The sequence below is a fragment of the Microbacterium sp. BDGP8 genome (genome assembly GCF_029991045.1).
Taxonomy (GTDB): domain Bacteria; phylum Actinomycetota; class Actinomycetes; order Actinomycetales; family Microbacteriaceae; genus Microbacterium; species Microbacterium plantarum.
In genome coordinates this window covers 397,401-414,740 of sequence record NZ_CP120712.1, presented here as the reverse complement: position 1 = coordinate 414,740, position 17,340 = coordinate 397,401, and the positions used below count along the sequence as shown (strand labels likewise).

Annotated in this window: 15 protein-coding genes and 1 tRNA gene; 9 read left to right on the top strand and 7 right to left on the bottom strand. The window is 68.7% G+C overall.

Features of this window, described 5'->3' with window-relative positions; translation table 11 throughout:
- Window positions 1–49: 49 nt before the first annotated feature.
- Window positions 50–1,063, bottom strand: coding sequence for a LacI family DNA-binding transcriptional regulator (locus tag P6897_RS01980; protein ID WP_112616065.1), 1,014 nt, complete (start codon window positions 1,061–1,063; stop codon window positions 50–52).
- Window positions 1,064–1,265: 202 nt separating this feature from the next.
- On the opposite strand from P6897_RS01980, the gene P6897_RS01975 reads away from it, so the two are divergent.
- The 6 genes from P6897_RS01975 (at window position 1,266) to P6897_RS01950 (ending at window position 7,294) form a co-directional block, all read left to right on the top strand.
- The gene (locus tag P6897_RS01975; protein ID WP_282501943.1) at window positions 1,266–2,570 is read left to right on the top strand and encodes an extracellular solute-binding protein; all 1,305 of its coding nucleotides are present in this window, start codon (window positions 1,266–1,268) and stop codon (window positions 2,568–2,570) included.
- 8 nt (window positions 2,571–2,578) lie between these two features.
- Window positions 2,579–3,595: a sugar ABC transporter permease gene (locus tag P6897_RS01970; protein ID WP_274178216.1), complete on the top strand. Its 1,017-nt coding sequence runs from the start codon at window positions 2,579–2,581 to the stop codon at window positions 3,593–3,595.
- The gene (locus tag P6897_RS01965) at window positions 3,592–4,488 is read left to right on the top strand and encodes a carbohydrate ABC transporter permease (protein ID WP_023952842.1); all 897 of its coding nucleotides are present in this window, start codon (window positions 3,592–3,594) and stop codon (window positions 4,486–4,488) included. The genes P6897_RS01970 and P6897_RS01965 overlap by 4 nt, the downstream gene beginning before the upstream one ends.
- A 78-nt stretch (window positions 4,489–4,566) precedes the next feature.
- Window positions 4,567–6,792: a glycoside hydrolase family 3 N-terminal domain-containing protein gene (locus P6897_RS01960; RefSeq protein WP_282502628.1), complete on the top strand. Its 2,226-nt coding sequence runs from the start codon at window positions 4,567–4,569 to the stop codon at window positions 6,790–6,792.
- Between the two features lie 43 nt (window positions 6,793–6,835).
- A complete protein-coding gene (locus tag P6897_RS01955; protein ID WP_282501942.1) occupies window positions 6,836–7,195 on the top strand; it encodes a hypothetical protein in 360 nt (119 codons plus the stop codon).
- 25 nt (window positions 7,196–7,220) lie between these two features.
- A tRNA-Gly gene (locus tag P6897_RS01950) sits at window positions 7,221–7,294 on the top strand.
- Window positions 7,295–7,524: 230 nt separating this feature from the next.
- Here the strand turns inward: P6897_RS01950 and P6897_RS01945 are convergent.
- Window positions 7,525–8,361, bottom strand: a complete 837-nt coding sequence (locus P6897_RS01945) for an alpha/beta hydrolase (RefSeq protein WP_282501941.1) — start codon at window positions 8,359–8,361, stop codon at window positions 7,525–7,527.
- Window positions 8,362–8,651: 290 nt separating this feature from the next.
- Between P6897_RS01945 and P6897_RS01940 the strand changes: the two genes are divergently transcribed.
- Window positions 8,652–9,461: a helix-turn-helix transcriptional regulator gene (locus P6897_RS01940; RefSeq protein ID WP_282501940.1), complete on the top strand. Its 810-nt coding sequence runs from the start codon at window positions 8,652–8,654 to the stop codon at window positions 9,459–9,461.
- A 22-nt stretch (window positions 9,462–9,483) separates the two neighbouring features.
- Complete coding sequence (locus P6897_RS01935) at window positions 9,484–9,855, top strand: DUF488 family protein (protein WP_282501939.1); 372 nt, start codon at window positions 9,484–9,486, stop codon at window positions 9,853–9,855.
- Here P6897_RS01935 and P6897_RS01930 read toward each other — a convergent pair.
- From P6897_RS01930 to P6897_RS01915, 4 genes are all read right to left on the bottom strand, one after another.
- A complete protein-coding gene (locus P6897_RS01930) occupies window positions 9,850–10,980 on the bottom strand; it encodes an FAD-dependent monooxygenase (protein WP_282501938.1) in 1,131 nt (376 codons plus the stop codon). The genes P6897_RS01935 and P6897_RS01930 overlap by 6 nt on opposite strands.
- Complete coding sequence (locus tag P6897_RS01925; RefSeq protein WP_269267018.1) at window positions 10,977–11,702, bottom strand: alpha/beta hydrolase; 726 nt, start codon at window positions 11,700–11,702, stop codon at window positions 10,977–10,979. Before P6897_RS01925 ends, P6897_RS01930 begins: the two co-directional genes overlap by 4 nt.
- An 83-nt stretch (window positions 11,703–11,785) precedes the next feature.
- Window positions 11,786–12,661, bottom strand: coding sequence for an alpha/beta hydrolase (locus tag P6897_RS01920; protein ID WP_282501937.1), 876 nt, complete (start codon window positions 12,659–12,661; stop codon window positions 11,786–11,788).
- A complete protein-coding gene (locus P6897_RS01915) occupies window positions 12,658–14,115 on the bottom strand; it encodes a helix-turn-helix domain-containing protein (RefSeq protein WP_282501936.1) in 1,458 nt (485 codons plus the stop codon). The genes P6897_RS01920 and P6897_RS01915 overlap by 4 nt, the downstream gene beginning before the upstream one ends.
- Between P6897_RS01915 and P6897_RS01910 the strand changes: the two genes are divergently transcribed.
- Window positions 14,012–16,837: an AAA family ATPase gene (locus tag P6897_RS01910; protein ID WP_282502627.1), complete on the top strand. Its 2,826-nt coding sequence runs from the start codon at window positions 14,012–14,014 to the stop codon at window positions 16,835–16,837. The genes P6897_RS01915 and P6897_RS01910 overlap by 104 nt on opposite strands.
- On the opposite strand, the gene P6897_RS01905 is transcribed toward P6897_RS01910, so the two are convergent.
- Complete coding sequence (locus P6897_RS01905) at window positions 16,809–17,192, bottom strand: nuclear transport factor 2 family protein (protein WP_282501935.1); 384 nt, start codon at window positions 17,190–17,192, stop codon at window positions 16,809–16,811. The two genes, P6897_RS01910 and P6897_RS01905, sit on opposite strands and share 29 nt — an antisense overlap.
- Window positions 17,193–17,340: the final 148 nt, after the last annotated feature.

Sequence of the window (17,340 nt, the reverse complement as noted above, 5' to 3'; positions counted from 1 at the left end):
GGACACAGCCTAGAGCGCGACGCCGCCGCTGCCGGCATCCGCGACAGCGTCATCCGGCCCGACGCCCCGCGGGCGGTGCCGTGGTCTGCCGGGCGACCAGCTTCGTCGGAAGCCGCAGGTGCGTGGCCGGCGGCGTCTCGCCGCGCATGAGGGCCAGCAGCATCTGGACCGCGGCCGCCCCCAACCGCCCCATCGGCTGACGCACCGTCGTGAGGGGAACCGGGAGCCGCGTCGCCTCGGGGATGTCGTCGAACCCGACGATCGACAGATCGCGCGGCACCTCGAGCCCGAGCTCGGCGGCGACCTGCAGGATCGCGATGGCCGACACGTCGTTCGCCGCGAACACCGCGGTGGGGCGATTGTCAGCGGAGAGCATCTCGATCGCGACCTCGCGCACCGTCGCCTCGCGATACCGGCCGGCGCCGACGTAGGTCGCATCGAACGGGATGCCGGCGTCGGCGAGCGCTCGGCGGTATCCGGCGTCGCGCGCGATCGACGATCGCAGGTCGGCGCGCCCCGCGATATAGCCGATGCGCGTGTGGCCCATGCCGATGAGATAGGCCGTCGCCTCACGGGCGCCGCCGTAGCTGTCGCTCTCGACGATCGGCACGTCGGCCGGACCCGTGTGCGGGTCGATCGCGACGAGCGGCACGTCGGCGCTCGCCCTGACGACGGTCGGGGTGACCATGATGGCGCCGTCGATGAGCGTTCCACTCAGCCGCGAGAGCGATCGGCGCTCCCACCCCTCTTCGTCACCGCGCGAGCCCGAGTACGCGAGCAGGTCGTAACTGGTGTCACGCAGCGCCTCCCCCACGCCCTTCAAGATCTCGGCGCTGAACGGCTCGAAATCGGCGACGAGCACACCGATGACACCCGTCGAGCGCGAACGCATGCTGCTGGCGATGAGACTCGACTCGTAGCCGAGCTCGGCGACTGCCGCCATGACGGCATCCACGGTCGCCGTCGCGACGCCGTAACGCCCGTTGACGGCCTTCGACACGGTCGACACGGAGACGCCGGCACGCTCCGCAACGTCGTGGATGGTGGGTCGTCGTCGGTCCATGACCGCATGCTAGCCCGAAATGGAAACCGTTTTCGAAAACGTTTGACACCTCTTTGTTGCCCGCGCAAACTTTCGGTGTCCGACAGCACCAGCGAATGTCCGACGACTCCGAGCATCGCCGCTCGGCGGTTCGAGCAGCCCAGCCCGGGCCCGACGCGGCGCGCTCGGCAGATGTCCACTCAACGAAGAGAGAAGGAATCACATGGCACGCACCATCACGGCTCGCCGCAAGGCTGCCGTCACGGCTGCCGTCCTGGCGGTGGGGGCGCTCGCGCTCACCTCCTGCAGCGGCAACGGCGACGGAGGCAGCGCCGACGGCACCGTCGAGATGACCCTGTGGCAGAACTCCACGACCGGCCCCGGCCAGGAGTTCTGGAAGGACGCGATCGCCGCGTTCGAGGCCGAGAACGAGAACGTGAAGATCTCGATGCAGTCCGTGCAGAACGAAGACATGGACGGCAAGCTCCAGACGGCGCTCAACGCGGGCGACCCGCCGGACATCTTCCTGCAGCGCGGTGGCGGCAAGATGGCCGCCATGGTGCAGGCCGGGCAACTGATGGACCTCACCGACCTCATCGGCGACACCGCCAAGGAAGAGATCTCCGAGGGCTCGTTCAAGGCCGAGACCTATCAGGACAAGGTGTGGGCGATGCCGCTCGCAGTGCTCCCCAGCGGGTTCTGGTACAGCTCCGACCTGTTCACCCAGGCCGGCATCACCGAGGCCCCCGCGACGGTCGAGGATCTCGAGGGCGTCGTCGACCAGCTCAAGGCCGCCGGCATCGCGCCCATCGCGCTCGGCGCGAAGGACGCCTGGCCCGCCGCGCACTGGTTCTACAACTTCGCCCTGCGCGAGTGCAGCCCGGAGACGATCGAGAAGACCGGCGACTCGAAGGATTTCAGCGATGAGTGCTGGCTGAAGTCCGCCGAGGACCTCGCCGACTTCGCCGAGCTGCAGCCGTTCAACGAGGGCTACCTCACGACCTCGGCTCAGCAGGGCGCGGGCAGCAGCGCGGGCCTCATCGCCAACCACCAGGCGGGCATGGAGCTCATGGGCGCCTGGAACCCGGGCGTCATCGCGTCGCTCACGCCGGACGAGCAGCCTCTCCCCGACCTGGCGTGGTTCCCCTTCCCCGAGTTGTCGGGTGGCGAGGGTGAGCCCGGCTCGATCATGGGCGGCGTCGACGGATACTCCTGCTCGGCGAAGGCCCCGAAGGAGTGCGCCGACTTCCTGAACTTCCTCGCCAGCGCCGAGCAGCAGGAGGCCTACTACCAGGCCTTCAACGCACCGCCGGTGAACTCGGTCGCGCAGGAGGCGGTCGAGGAGGAGTACCTCCAGGAGGTTCTCGCCGCATACAACAAGGCGCCCTTCGTCTCGCAGTGGCTCGACACCGTCCTCGGACAGAACGTCGGCAACGCGCTGAACGTCGCCGTCGTCGATCTGCTGGCGGGCAAGAGCACGCCCGAGCAGATGATCAAGTCGGTCTCCGACGCAGCGAAGAAGGGCTGATCCGCATCATGTCGCTCAGCGAGACAGCCGTGGCGGACTCCGCCGGCGGCGTGGATCTCGCGGCCCGGGGCGAGGGCGTCACCACGACGCCCTCGCCCTCCCGGCGCCGCCGAGGCCTGGGCTGGTCGGGTCGCCTCGAGATCGCGGTGCTCGTCGGCCCCGCCCTGGTGATGTTCGTCGGGTTCGTCATCTTCCCCGTCGTGATGGCGGCCTACTACGGCTTCTTCCGGTGGCAGGGCTACGGGCCGCCCACCGAGTTCGTCGGCCTGCAGAACTACATCACGATCCTCACCGATCCGACCTTCGTCGAGGCCCTCGGCCACAACGCGATCATCGTCGTGGCATCCCTCGTCCTGCAGGGGCCGGTCGCGATCCTCCTCGCCCTGCTGCTCAACCGCCGCATGCGGGGGCAGTCGCTCATCCGGGTGCTGATCTTCGTGCCCTACGTCATCGCCGAGGTCGTCGTCGGCACGGGCTTCGGGCTCATGCTGCAGACGCAGGGCGCGCTCAACGGGGCCCTCGAGCAGCTCGGGCTGGGCGCGCTCACGCGCGACTGGATCGCCGATCCCTCGATCGCGATCTGGACGCTCATGGCCATCCTGACCTGGAAGTACGTCGGCTTCGCCGTCATCCTCTTCCTCGCGGGCCTCCAGGGAATCCCCGACGAGCTCTACGAGGCCGCCGCCCTCGATGGTGCGGGCTACTGGCAGATGCACTGGCGGATCACCCTGCCGCTGCTCGCCCCCACCCTGCGCATCTGGGCGTTCCTGTCGATCATCGGCGCACTGCAGCTGTTCGACCTCGTGTACATCATCTGGGGTCAGTACGTCGCGTCGACCGCGGGCACCTCGACGATGGCCACCTACATGGTCGTCAACGGCCGCAACGCCGGCAGCTACGGCTTCGGAAACGCCGTCGCCGTCGTCATCTTCCTCATCTCCCTCGTCGTCGCGATCGTCTACCAGCGCTACGTGCTGCGTCGTGACACCGCCGGGGCCATCACCGAAGGGAAGCAGGAGCGATGACCGCCCTCACCTCCCCCGCCACGCGCGCGATCGTCGCGCCGGCACCCACCGGCCGTCGCGGCCGCCGCACGGAGCGCCTGCCCTGGGGCAGCCCCGTCGTGTATTTCGTCGCCCTCGTGGTGATCGCGCTGATGCTCGCGCCGGTGCTGTACATCATCATCGGCGGCTTCCGCAGCAACGCCCAGATCACCGTGGACCCGGCCGGCTGGCCGTCGCCGTGGAACATCGAGAACTACCTGGCGGTGCTGACCGGCTCGCAGTTCTGGCAGCAGGTGCTCAACTCGACCATCGCCGCCGGCGCGACGACGATCGGTGCCGTGCTGCTCGGCCTCATGGCGAGCTACATCCTCGCCCGGTACCGGTTCCGCGGCCGCGGAGTGCTGTACGCCGTCTTCGCCTCGGGCCTGATGTTCCCCATCACCGTCGCGATCACGCCGCTGTACATCGTCATCCGCGACCTCGGCCTGATGAACTCGCTCGCGGGCATCATCCTGCCGCAGATCGCCTTCGCGCTGCCGATGACGATCATCATCCTGGTGCCGTTCCTGCGGGCGATCCCCGACGAGATCCAGGAGGCGGCGTTCATCGACGGATGCGGGCGCCTGTCGTTCTTCTGGCGGATGGTGCTTCCCCTGTCGGTGCCCGGCGTCATCACGGTCGGCATCCTCGCCTTCATCGGCAGCTGGAACAGCTACCTGCTTCCCCTGTTCATCCTCAACAACGAGGCGACCTTCACCCTGCCGCTCGGCGTGCAGGCGTTCTCGTCGCAGTACTCGGTCGACACGGCGAAGGTGCTCGCCTTCACATCCCTGTCGATGCTTCCCGCCCTGGCGTTCTTCAGCCTGTTCGAGCGCCGCATCGTCGGCGGTCTGACCGGCGCCGTCAAGGGCTGATCCCCCGTAGAGAAAGCACGAACTGTGACCCTCACCGATATCTCCGTCTCGACGCGCGTCTCCGACCTGATCGCGCGCATGACCCTCGACGAGAAGCTCGCCCAGCTGGTCGGCTTCTGGGTCGATCAGGGCGACGAGGTCGTCGCGCCGATGGCCGGCGAGATGGCGTCGTCGACCGCGTACGCCGATGCGACCGTCCACGGCCTGGGGCAGCTGACCCGCGTCTACGGCACGCGGCCCGTCGACCCGATCGAGCGGGCGGCATGGCTGTGGGAGGAGCAGCGCCGACTCATTCGCGAGACGCGCCTGGGCATCCCCGCCCTCGTGCACGAGGAGTGCCTGACCGGCCTGGCGGCGTGGCAGGCGGCGACCTTCCCCACTCCCCTCGCGTGGGGCGCGGCGTTCGACCCGGAGCTCGTCGAGGAGATGGGAGCGCTGATCGGCGAGTCGATGCGCGAGCTCGGCATCCACCAGGGGCTCGCGCCGGTGCTCGACGTCATCCGCGACCCCCGCTGGGGACGCGTCGACGAGTGCATCGCCGAGGACCCGTACGTCGTGGGCGTCATCGGCACCGCGTATGTGCGGGGCCTGCAGAGCACGGGCGTCCACGCGACGCTGAAGCACTTCGTCGGGTACTCGGGCTCGCAGGCGGGCCGCAACCACGCGCCGGTCCACGCGGGACCGCGCGAGATCGCCGACGTGTTCCTGCCGCCGTTCGAGATGGCAGTCCGCGACGGCGGCGTGCGGTCGGTGATGAACTCGTACGCCGAGATCGACGGGATGCCGGTCGCGGCGACGCCCGCCTACCTCACCGACCTCCTGCGCGAGACGTGGGGCTTCGACGGCACCGTCGTGTCGGACTACTTCGCCGTCGCCTTCCTCCACACGATGCACGCCGTCGCCCGCGACCGCGGCGAGGCCGCGCAGCTCGCCCTCGAGGCCGGCATCGACGTAGAGCTGCCCACGGGCGACGCCTACGTCGGGCCGCTCGCCGAGCGCGTCCGCGCGGGCCAGGTCGACGAGGCGCTCATCGACCGCGCCGTTCGTCGGGTGCTGATCCAGAAGGAGGAGCTCGGGCTCCTCGACGAGACCTTCGAGGAGCCGCCGACGAGCATCGACCTCGACTCGCCCGCGCACCGCGCGGTCGCCCGGCGCCTGGCCGAGGAATCGGTCGTGCTGCTGACCAACGACGGCGTGCTGCCGCTCGCATCGCCCCGCCGCGTCGCCGTGATCGGACCGAACGGCGACAGCTCGGAAGCCCTCATGGGCTGCTACTCGTTCGCCAACCACGTGCTCGCCCACCACCCGGGCGTGCCGATGGGATTCGAGATCCCGACGCTCGCGGCATCCGTCATCGACGCCATGCCGGACGCCGAGGTCACCGTCGTGCGCGGCTGCGAGGCCGAGGGCGACGAGCGGTCGGGCTTCGCCGAGGCGGAGGATGCCGCACGCGCGGCCGACGTCGCGATCGTCGCCGTCGGCGACCGGGCCGGACTGTTCGGCCGGGGCACCGTCGGCGAGGGGAACGACGCCGACTCGCTCGAGCTGCCGGGCGTGCAGCGCGAGCTCGTCGAGCGTCTCGTTGCGACGGGGACGCCGGTCGTGCTCGTCGTCCTGTCGGGGCGGCCGTACGCGATCGACTGGGCGCTCTCGGGCGAGGGGGCCGTCGCGGCAGCGCTGCAGACGTTCTTCCCGGGCGAAGAGGGCGGACCGGCGATCGCGGCGGTTCTGTGCGGCGAGGTCTCGCCGTCGGGCCACCTGCCCGTCTCGCTCCCCCGGTCGTCGGGCTCGCAGCCCTACAGCTACCTGCATCCGATTCTCGGCGGTCCGAACGAGATCACGAGTGCCGACAGCACCCCCGCGCTGCCTTTCGGGCACGGGCTCAGCTACACGTCGTTCGAGCGCTCCGGCCTGTCGGTGACCGCGTCGGTGGCGACGGGCGGCTCCTTCACGGCGAGCGTGCGGGTGCGGAACACCGGCGAGCGCGCCGGCACCGATCTCGTGCAGCTCTACGCCCGCGACGTGCACGCGAGCGCCACCCGCCCCGTCGCGCAGCTGCTCGGCTTCGCCCGCGTGCAGCTGGATGCCGGAGCCGAGGCGACCGTCTCGTTCGACGTGCCGACCGCGCGGCTGGCCTTCACCGGGCGCGAGGGGGTGCGCATCGTCGAGCCCGGCGACATCGAGCTGTGGGTTGGACCCTCGTGCGCGGAGCACGAGACCGAGGCGGCGACCGAGATCGTCGGCGACGTGCACCGCATCACGGCATCCGACCGGCGGATCGTAGAGGTCTCGATCGAGCGGTGATCGGGGGTCGTGCGCGGAGGGCGCGAGCGATAGTGTGCGGGCCATGTACAACGACTACGCAGGGCCCGCGGCGGCCTTCGGCATCGGCTTCGTCGTCCTCGGTATCGCGATCTACCTCGGGACGATCGCACTCGTCCTCTGGGTGAGCTACCTGCTGATGCGCACGGCGGTGAAGAACGGGATGCTGCTCGCGATGCGCGAGAGCGGCGGGCAGTTCCCGGGTGGGGGTGTCGGTGGTTATGGTGCCGGTCCGCGTCCGGCGGCGCCGCCGTACCCGCAGGCTCCGCCCGCGCCGGGCGGGCACGGGCCGGCTGCGCCGGGCGGGCCGGGCACCCACGGTGGGCCTGCTGCTCCTGGTGCACCAGGTGGTCCGGCTTCGGGCGGTCCGGGCCCCGTGGGGTAAGCTGACCGAGCACCTCCGGGTGCGTGGGGCTGTAGTTCAATGGCAGAACATCTGCTTCCCAAGCAGATAGCGCGGGTTCGATTCCCGTCAGCCCCTCCACAGCCCCGACGGGCGGCCACCGGCCGCGCGGCGGGGCTTTCCCGATGTTGCCGTCGGAACCACCCCGCCCCGCCCGCGCCGCGATGCAAGGGTTCTGGCCCGACACCCCGCTCAGCGGCATCCGGCCCGGGGTGTCGTGTCGGATCCCTTGCATCCCGGTCCACGCCGCCCGAGGCTCCGCAGAAGAGGCGCACCCGTCATCCGGGTGCGCCTCTGAGCTGATGCCGCGATTACTTCTGGATGAAGGCCAGCAGGTCGGGGTTGATGACGTCCGCGTGAGTGGTCAGCATGCCGTGCGGGTAGCCGGCGTAGATCTTCAGCTCGGAGTTCTGCAGCAGCTCGTGCTGCAGCAACGCGGCGGCCTTGTAGGGGACGACCTGGTCGTCGTCGCCCTGCATGACGAGGACGGGAACCGTGATGGCCTTGAGGTCCTCGGTCTGGTCGGTCTCAGAGAACGCCTTGATGCCCTCGTAGTGGGCGAGGGCGCTGCCCGTCATGCCCTGACGCCACCAGTTGGCGACGACCGGCTCGGACACCTCGACACCGTCACGGTTGAAGCCGTAGAACGGCCCCGAGGCGACCGCCTGGAAGAACTCGGCGCGGTTGGCGGCGAGAGCGGAGCGGAAGCCGTCGAAGACCTCGATGGGCGTTCCCTCGGGGTTGCTGTCGGACTTGAGCATGATCGGCGGAACCGACGAGACCAGGACGGCCTTCGCGACGCGCCCCTGCGGCTGACCGTACCGAGCGACGTAGCGGGCGACCTGGCCACCGCCGGTGGAGTGGCCGATGTGGATCGCGTTCTTCAGGTCGAGGTGCTCGACGACCGCGTTCACGTCGCTGGCGTAGTGGTCCATGTCGTGGCCGGTGCTGATCTGCGAGGAGCGACCGTGGCCGCGCCGGTCGCTGGCGACGACACGAAAGCCCTTGGCGAGGAAATACAGCATCTGCGCGTCCCAGTCGTCGGACGACAGCGGCCATCCGTGGTGGAACACGATGGGCTGGGCGTCCTCGTCACCCCAGTCCTTGAAGTAGATCTCGGCGCCGTCTTCAGTGGTGATGTATCCCATAATGAGTCCTTTGTCATGTCGTCGAACGAGTGGGCCCGACCGACGGGTGAATGGTGCGCGCCTCGACGATGTGGCGACGGGATTCACGGTAACTTTCGGGTCTGCGCGACGCCTCCGACAATTGCCGACTCCCGTTGCTACGTCTATCCAAGCCGGGTACGTCGCCGCGAAGAGGGGATACGGATCCCCCGGAGAGGTGATGTGAGCACACCCTCGTTCTCCTTACGGTGAAGTCTCTCCCCCGGCTCGGCACGAGTCGGGAGGACGGTTCGTGACAGTCAGGGAGCTCGGTGAGCGATAACAAGAGTGTTCTCGGGAGCTTTCTGCGTGCGCGGCGCTCGCGCGTCCGCCCGACGGACGTCGGCCTCCGTCCGACTGACGGCAGACGAGTCTCCGGGCTGAAGCGCGACGAAGTCGCGATGCTCGCAGGCATCAGCATCGAGTACTACACCAGGCTCGAGCAGGGACGGGGAGCCGACCCCTCCACCACGGTGGTCCGCGCTCTCGCGCGCGCTCTGAATCTGGACGACGTGAGCGTCGAGTACGTCAACCGTCTCACCGGAAGAGTCGACGAGCAGCGACGCATGATCCCGCCCGAGAAGAGCTACATCATGCGCGAACTGCTCGACACGTGGGCGCACATTCCGGCGTACATCACCAATGGCAACCTCGACATCGTCGCGGTCAACGAACTCATGCGTTCCCTGAGCTCCGGCACCATCCGCCCCGGCGCCAACGCCCTCATCGCGCACTTCGCGGCCGGGAACAAGCGCCAGATCGTGAACTGGGAGGAACTGGCGGCACGCGGTGTCGCGACCCTGCGGTTCCTCGGAGATCGAACGTCCACGCGGTATAACGAGATCATCCGTGAGTTGTCGACGGATCAGGACTTCGTGAGGCTGTGGGAGCTGCACGAAGTCGCTCGCCCGTCGGACTTCGATTCTCACCTGCGGTTGGACGGGATCGGCGAGATCCAGATGCGGGTACATAATTTCGAGGTCCCCTCCCTGCCGTTCCACACGTTGTCGACCCAGTCCCCGAAACCCGGGTTCACCGCTCTCGCCGACACCCCCGTCAGCCGCGAAACGAGCTTCGCCTGAGCCCTCGAACGAAAGGCCGCCCATGCCGAGCATCCGCATCAAGCGCGCATATGACGCAGCTGCCGCAGACGACGGTTACCGGATCCTCGTGGACCGCCTCTGGCCACGGGGCGTGTCGAAAGAACGCGCTGCTGTCGACGAGTGGTTGAAGGACATCGCGCCCTCGCCCGATCTGCGCACCTGGTGGGACCATGACTCCGCGCGAATGACGGAATTCACCCATCGGTACGAGGCGGAATTGGAAGCGAATCCCACGGCCGTTCAGCACCTGCTCGAGGTCGCCCACGCGCAGGGCACGGTCACCTTGATCTACGCGGCGCACGACCCGGCGGTGAATCATGCCGTGGTCCTCCAGCGTTTCGTCCAAGAGCGGCTCGCCCGCACCGGGTCATAGCGGCAACTGCTCGCCGAGCCTCACCCCGTAACGCGCGATGCTCGTCGCCACCGGGAGCCGCTGCTCGTCGTACGAGGCGAGGGCTGCGTCCACGGTCGACGAACGCAGGAGGCGGGCGAGAGCGAGCGCGTCGCCCGCCGCTTTCGCGGCCCCCATCGCGGTGTGCGGACGGACCACCGCTGCCGCATCCCCGAGGAGCAGTGCGCGCGTCCGGGTGAGCCGAGGGGCGACGTAGTCGAGCACACCCTGGAGGAATGGCCGAGGCTCCATCGCGATCACGTCGGCGAACGGGGGCGGGAGGCGATGCTGGGCCGCCTCGATCAGGTGCGTCCTGACGTCCTCCGGCGTCTGCCCGGGCGCGAGGGACGTCGACAGGGGGAGGCGTCCCGCGGCGGTCATCAGCGCCGACAGGTCGCCGGAGCTCATCGACCGGTACCAGACCCAGTTGTATCGCCGACGCCCCGGCTGGGTCTGTCCGTCCGCCCCGGGGACGAGATAGCCGAGCGCGTGCTCCCCCGGTCCCGTGAAGAAGGTCATCCGACGAAACAGGGTGTCGGCGGATGCCCCGGGGACGAGGTCTTCGGGGATGAGGCCGCGCCAGATGGCGTAACCGGCGTAGCTGGGTTCGCCGCCGTCGGGTGCGACGAAGCGGCGCACGTGCGAGTGGGCTCCATCCGCTCCCACGAGGAGCGAAGCCTCCTCTCGTTCCTCGCCCGCAGTGAAGGAGAGGACGCCGGCTCGCGCGTCGACATCGGTGACCGGACTGTTCACGACATATCGAGAGTCGGGGATCGCATCGCGGAGACCGTCGTATAGGCGGTCCCACGACAACTGCGTCTGCTCGGCCCGCTCTCGGTAGCGAACGGCACCTCGCAGGTCGAGCGCGATCCGCTCGACGGATGTCACCCCGGGGACAGCGCCCGCCGGGACTCCGGCGACATCGAGTGCGGCGAAGACCTCGTCCTGGGCGACCAAGCCGGCGCCGCGCGCTCGGAGACCGTGCACCGACTTCTCGTACACCGTGACGTCGTGTCCCAGCCGGTGCAGCATGGCCGCCGCGAACAGCCCGCCGATGGAACCGCCGGCCACCGCGATGCGGTGCGCGGACGACGCGAAGCCGCTCATGCGGTCAGCGGCACGGCGTTGGCAGCGTCGACGATAAAACGTGCGATGTCGCCGGGGTGCGTGTGCAGGACGAGGTGCGGGCCCGGCAGCTCGAGCACCATGCGGGCCGAGGCTCGCTCGAGACCGAAACGGACGGCGTCCGGGTTCACGATCTGATCCGCCGTGGCGACGATTCCCCAGGTCGGGCGGGTATGCCACGCTGCGTGCGTGGCTCGGTCGCTGAGCACCGCGGCGTCCAGCGGGCGCTGGGTGACGGCGATGACGGCCGCCTCGTCGGAGGGAATCCCCAGGGCGGCGAGGAAGGGGAACTCGTCGATGGCGACGGATACCTCCTGCCGGGTCGCGCCGTCGGCGGTGGCGTATCGCCGGTAGTCGAAGTAGTCGGCGGCGTCGGATGCGGGGAAGCGCTGACTCAGGTCGTCTGCACTCTCGTCCACGTCGAGCACGAATCCCGCCACGAAGACGAGCCCGCGAACGTTCTGCGCCGTTCCTGCACCGGAGGCCACGGTGGCTCCATAGGAGTGGCCGACCAGGAGCACCGGTCCGTCGATGTTCTCGACGAACGATCGCACATACGCGACATCCTCCGCGAGACTTCGATTGGAGATGGCGGGAACGCGCACCTCGATACCCGCACCCATCACGCGCATCGCCACCGGTGACCAGCTCGCTCCATCAGAGAACGCGCCGTGCACCATCACAACGGTCGGCGTCTCGCGCATATCCCACTCCCTCGTTCCCGGAGATGACCCGGCCACGTCTCACGGTAGGAGCAGTGTCCGCGCCCTCCCTCCGAAGGTTGTCGCTACCTGACTGGACGGATGTCGGAAACCGCGTTCGCATCGAGGAACACTCGGACGACCTCGTTGAACGCCTCCGGATTCTCCAGGAACGGGAAATGCGAGCTGGCGACATCGCGCGGGAAGATGTGCACGAGCGCTCCGGGGATGCGCGAGGCGACGTAGCGTTGCGACTCGGCCGACACATGGCTGCCGTCGCACCCCAGCACGAGGGTGGGCTTGGCGATGGTCGGCAGGAGTTCCCGCCAGTCCTGCGCGCCGTGGTCGAACAGCAATGGCGCGGCGACACGGCGCGGTGTCTGAGCGACCTCCGATGACACGAACGACCAGAGGCCGTCGTCGACGGGCCCGGTGAACATGCTCCGCACGAAGGCGCGCACCGTGGCGTCTCCGCCAGTATCGTCGGCGATGGCGTTCGCGAGGGTACCGAGCCCATCCGCGGGCAGGATGCAGCCTGCGGACTGCTGCTCGATCGCACTCATCCACAGCTGCGCGGCGACCGCGGCGGGCTGGTCCACCAGCACGAGGCTTCGCACTCTCCTGTCGCCGAAGAGTTCGAGATACGACCAGATGACCGAGACCCCCATCGACCAGCCGAGGAGATGGACATCCCGGATGTCGAGATCTTCCAGGATGTCGCGGACGTCGGCTGCGAGACGAGCGATGCGGTGGCCCCGCCCAGGCTTCTCCGACCTGCCGTGTCCACGCATGTCGTACGTGATGACACGGCGTTCTCCGAGTCCGTCACGCTGGTGCCGGAACATCTCCTGCGATTGCGACCACCCATGGAGCATCAGGACCGGGGCGCCGTTCCCGCCCGTGTCGTACACCTCGAGGGTTACGCCGTCGCTGGTCTGGACCTGCCGGCTTTGCGCCCTCATTGGATGTGTCCCGCGTTCTCCCAGTACGAGGCGAGTTTCAAACCGAGGTGCAGTGCACTGCGCTTCATCCCGTCATCCATCGCGTCTTTGACCACCTGTGGCATGTTTTCCAATCGGTAGTACAGCGTCGTGCGGTGAATGTGCAGTTCTTCGCATACGACTTTGATCTGGTGGGCATGGTCGAGGAGGGTCTCGATGGTCTGGCGGCGCAGCGGGTCCGCATCGTGGATCAGGGCGTATGCGGCGGGTGAGTACCACTGCAGTCGGTTCGGATCCGAGACGACGTCGGCGATGAGCAACCACGGGCCGACGTCTTCGGCGCGCAGGCTCGTGCCCAGATCCGGCAAGAGCTCCGCGACCGCTGCCGTCGCGACAGCTCGCTCGGCGACCGGTCGCACGTCGATGTCGGTTCCGGTGAGATAGGCGGACCCGATTGCGCGCAGCGGCACACCCGCGCGCGCCGCCGTGGCCGCGATGAGGTCATCCGTTCGCGTGTTCTCATGTGAACGCTCCAGGAACAGCAAGGCAGCTCCGATCTCGCCCATGAACATGAACGTCGCTGTGGCCAGGCTCTCCACAGCCCGACCGAGCGAAGCGCGCTGGACCACGGAGGTGTCGTGCCCGACGGCCACGGCGCGAACGACGGTCGCCGAGCTGCGAGACACGCCGTAGGCGCGGACAGCAGTGCTCAGCGCATCCCGTCTGACGATCGGATCCGGGGCGAGGAGTCCTCGGAGGACCATGTCGCGCGTCGATCGGCCCGGTATCTCGTCCTGCGCGGCGGCGAGATACTCGCGTGCGATCTCCACCGCGGCGTCGACTGCACGAAACTGCGATGACGTCAGCGGGGGGAGCCCGCCCGTGATCAGCCACAGGACCCCGAGCAGTGCGTCACGGGAGCGGATCGGCACCGCCAGGCGTTCCCGTGCGCCGAATCGATCGAGGTTCACGGTCTGCGGTCGTTTGGCGGAGGACAGGTGGATGCTCTCCAGATACGCGCGCTCACGCGGAGGTGTCGCGCGTCCCAACAGTCCACGGGCGCGGAGCTCATCGATCTCCTCGCCCTGTGCGCTGGAAACGATGGGGCGGTACTGGGCGTCGTTGATGACGACGGAACGGCCGAGGTCTTCCGCGAGGTCATCCACGAGTGTCTGCAGGTTCATCCCCGTCCGCTCCCTTCTCGGCCGCACCCGCGCCCTCGGCTTGAGCGTAAGAACGGCCCTCCCGGGCGAGGAGGCCCAACTTGTACTACTCAGGCGGCGGCGACCTCCGCGGCATACGTCGCCGCGGAATAATGAGGGGATGCACGACCGGCACTCCGGCTTCGCCGTTGCGTCAGACCGCGCCTTCCTGGCCGGGTCTTCCACCGCTGCCAGCACCCCCCTGCGCGGGCGCGGCGACATCATCTCGTCCCTCACCGCGTCCATCGAGCGGTCTCTCTCGGGCGAGCCCACGCCCGCGCTCATCCGCGGGCGCGCGGGCATGGGAAAGACCCGCCTGCTCGCGGAGGTTCTCGCCGTCGCCGAGCAACGAGGCTGGCCCACCCTCACCATCACCCCGGACGTCGACTCCGGAGCAGTCCCCTTGGGGGCACTGACCGAGGCGATGCTGCGCGGCACACCGCGCCTGGTGACGGAGGAGGAGCTGCGGCCGGCCCTGGGCGCGGGAGAACCGCAGTACTGGATCGCGCGCCTCCTGACCGACCGATTGGAGTCGACGGCTACGACGGCGGGCGGTGCGATCGTCGTCGTCGACGACCTGCAGTGGTTGGACGCCGCGTCCGTCGGGATCCTGTTACGGTCAGCGGCCGCCCTGGCGGATCAGCCTGTCGCCTGGGTGCTTGCCAGCCGCTCCGGACAGTTCCGGGCGGCCCATGCTCGAGTCGCCGAGTATGTCGAGCGCACCGGCACGGTCCTCGATCTCGAGCCTGTCGCGGCGGATGCTGCGCTCGAGATCGCGGCAGACCTCACCGGCGCCACCCTCGGACCCAAGCTCGAGGCGGCCCTCGAGCAGACCTCGCACATCCCGCTGCTCATCGTCGAACTCGTGCGCGGGCTGCAGGAAGAAGCGCTCCTGGCGGCCCGTGGTGGCGTCGTCGACGCCATCGGCTATGCCGTTCCCGCCAGATTCGGGGCGGCATCGCGACAGCGGGTGGCGCACCTCTCCGACGACGCACTGACCTTCGCCCAGGTCGCGAGCTTGTTCGGCAGGCGGTTCCGCCTCTCCGACGTCTTGACCGCGACCGGCGGCACCGCGGTGGCCTCGATGACCGCGGTGCGCGAACTCCTCGGTGCCGATTTCCTGATCGAGGACGGGGCAACCCTCGCCTTCGTCCACGACACGATCCGGGAAGCGGTGGAAGCGTCGATCCCGGCATCCGTCCGTAAGGCGATGCTGCGCGAAGTCGCACAGCTGCGCCTCGCCTCCGGCGAACCAGCCTCCGCCGTCGCCGCGGCACTCGTGGAGGCTGCCGAACCCGGCGATCAGCAATCGTTCGCACTGATCCGCGACGCCGCGCAGCAGTTGGCTGCGTCCGACACATCGCAGGCCGCGGACCTCGCCGCAGCGGCACTGCGCCTCGCGAACAACGTTCCGGCTCTGGCGGAGGCCAGTACCGAGCTCCTTCCGTACCTCTGGGCCGACGGGCGCGACACCGAGGCGGACAACGCGACCCAGGCACTCGCGCCCTATCTCTCACCGGAGTCGCGGGCACGTGTCCTCCTCGGTGCCGCCCGTCGCCAGACCGAATCCTCCTTCGATCGCGCCATCGCCACCTGTGATCAGGCGCTCGCGCTCGCAGGCATCGAACGCGCGACGCGAGCGGACCTGCTCGCCGTACGCGCCCTGAACTGTGCGAACAAGGCGGACTTCGTCGAGCTGACCCGCACCCTGGCGCTCGCACGCGAGGTCGCCGACCCCGATGCGGACCACGAGGCGCTCGCCACCGTGGACGCGACAGAGTCGGTGTACGCGTTCAACAGCAACCGGTTCGACGACGCGGTCGCCCTCATGGAATCCGCGTCGAGACGCGCCGCTCTCGCGGGGCTGGATCCGGCGCGATGGGTGCCGGAAGGATTGTGGGACGCATTCCTCCACAACTCGAAGGGCGACGTCACGCGAGCTCTCGAGCTGGTGGACGAGGGGCTGAGCTCGGCGATCGCATCCCGGGCCGCTGTCGCCGAGGCGTATTGGATGATGGTCCGCGCCCGCGTTCTGCATGACCTCGGCCGGCTGGATGACGCGAGGCTGCAAGCGGAGTCGGTGCTCGCTCTTGCTGATGAACTCGGACTCGGCGATTTCGCGAATGCGACCGCCGGCATCGTATTGTTCCGAATCGCTCTTCGCACCGGTGACACCGCTCTCCGAAAGCAGACCGAACCGCTCGTCGAGACTCTCGCGTCCGGCGGCGGTGTCGTCCGAGCGGGTCAGTGGATGCTCGTGCTGCGAGCGCTCAACGACGGAAAAGTGGATGACGCTGTGGCGCACAGCGTCCTCGCACGGGAATCACTCCACGACCCGATCCCCACGATGACGACACCCTCGGACTTCGCCGACGACCTTCTGCTCATGGAGGTCGCGATCCGCTCCGAGGATGACGAACTCGCTCGTGAGGTCATCACGCGAGCCCGCATCCGATACGACGCCAATCCTGAGAATGCCTACTGCCGGGCCATTCTGCGGACCGCGGAGGGCTGCCACGGACGTGATGCGGACACGCTGACTGAGGCCGCGATGATCCTCCGGCAGTCGGATCGCCCGCTCATCCTCGCTCTCGTCCTCGAGTTCCTGGGCGTTGTGGCGCCCGACGCGGAACGCTCGGTCCCGGCGCTCGACGAGGCACTCGCCATCTATGAGACCGCGGGCGCGCATCGCGATGTCAACCGTGTGCTGCAGTCTCTCCGACACCTCGGAGTTCGCCGTCGCGCGCACGCGCACGGCGATCCGCAGATGCTCTCACCGCGTGAGCAGCAAGTGCTCGAGCGCGTCGCCGCCGGCGCGACGACGCAGCAGATCGCGGACGCACTGTTCATGTCGCCCCACACCGTCGTGTCCCACATTCGCCACATCTACGCGAAGTCGGGACTCAATTCGCGAAAGGACCTGCGCGAGTGGCACGGAAAGCGCGCGGCGCGCGCCCCGTCACAGCTCACGCGTGAATCTGGTTCCATGCGCTGATCTGGGCGCCCGCGACGCGGAAGCTCGCGAACCCCATCACCTCGACCGTCGACGTGCCGGGGAGCCTCAGCCGCAGCCGCTGCTCGGTCAGCACCGTGTCGCCGCAGACCGCCACGGACTCGAGGTGCGTGGTCCACTGGTCGAACTCCTCGTGCAGCTCGGCGATCATCCGTGTCACGGCGGGTCGCCCCCACACGCGCTTGTTCGCAGACGGACGATAGACGACATTTTCAGCGAGGAACGGATGCAGTTCGGCATGCGCGCGGTCGTTGAGGAGCGCGATGAAGTCGCGCACGACGAGTTCGCGTTCGAGTTGGTGGATCCCGGTGAGTGCCTCGCGGCCGATGGCGTCCATGGTGTCTCCGTCCAGGTCAGGTGGCACTCACGGTATGGCGGGTCGCGACCAGCGCTGTGCGACGTCCGTCCAGTCCGCGAAGGACACTTCGTGCAGATCGGCGACCCCGATCACCGGGCGATGCACTCGTCGCACGCAGTCTCGTCAC

Coding starts and splice junctions, on each gene's coding strand:
- P6897_RS01945 (WP_282501941.1), bottom strand. CDS start 8,361: ATGGGATACATCACCACTGAAGACGGCGCCGAGATCTACTTCAAGGAC.
- P6897_RS01955 (WP_282501942.1), top strand. CDS start 6,836: ATGTACAACGACTACGCAGGGCCCGCGGCGGCCTTCGGCATCGGCTTC.
- P6897_RS01970 (WP_274178216.1), top strand. CDS start 2,579: ATGTCGCTCAGCGAGACAGCCGTGGCGGACTCCGCCGGCGGCGTGGAT.
- P6897_RS01905 (WP_282501935.1), bottom strand. CDS start 17,192: ATGGACGCCATCGGCCGCGAGGCACTCACCGGGATCCACCAACTCGAA.
- P6897_RS01960 (WP_282502628.1), top strand. CDS start 4,567: ATGACCCTCGACGAGAAGCTCGCCCAGCTGGTCGGCTTCTGGGTCGAT.
- P6897_RS01975 (WP_282501943.1), top strand. CDS start 1,266: ATGGCACGCACCATCACGGCTCGCCGCAAGGCTGCCGTCACGGCTGCC.
- P6897_RS01930 (WP_282501938.1), bottom strand. CDS start 10,980: ATGAGCGGCTTCGCGTCGTCCGCGCACCGCATCGCGGTGGCCGGCGGT.
- P6897_RS01925 (WP_269267018.1), bottom strand. CDS start 11,702: ATGCGCGAGACGCCGACCGTTGTGATGGTGCACGGCGCGTTCTCTGAT.
- P6897_RS01980 (WP_112616065.1), bottom strand. CDS start 1,063: ATGGACCGACGACGACCCACCATCCACGACGTTGCGGAGCGTGCCGGC.
- P6897_RS01965 (WP_023952842.1), top strand. CDS start 3,592: ATGACCGCCCTCACCTCCCCCGCCACGCGCGCGATCGTCGCGCCGGCA.
- P6897_RS01935 (WP_282501939.1), top strand. CDS start 9,484: ATGCCGAGCATCCGCATCAAGCGCGCATATGACGCAGCTGCCGCAGAC.
- P6897_RS01920 (WP_282501937.1), bottom strand. CDS start 12,661: ATGAGGGCGCAAAGCCGGCAGGTCCAGACCAGCGACGGCGTAACCCTC.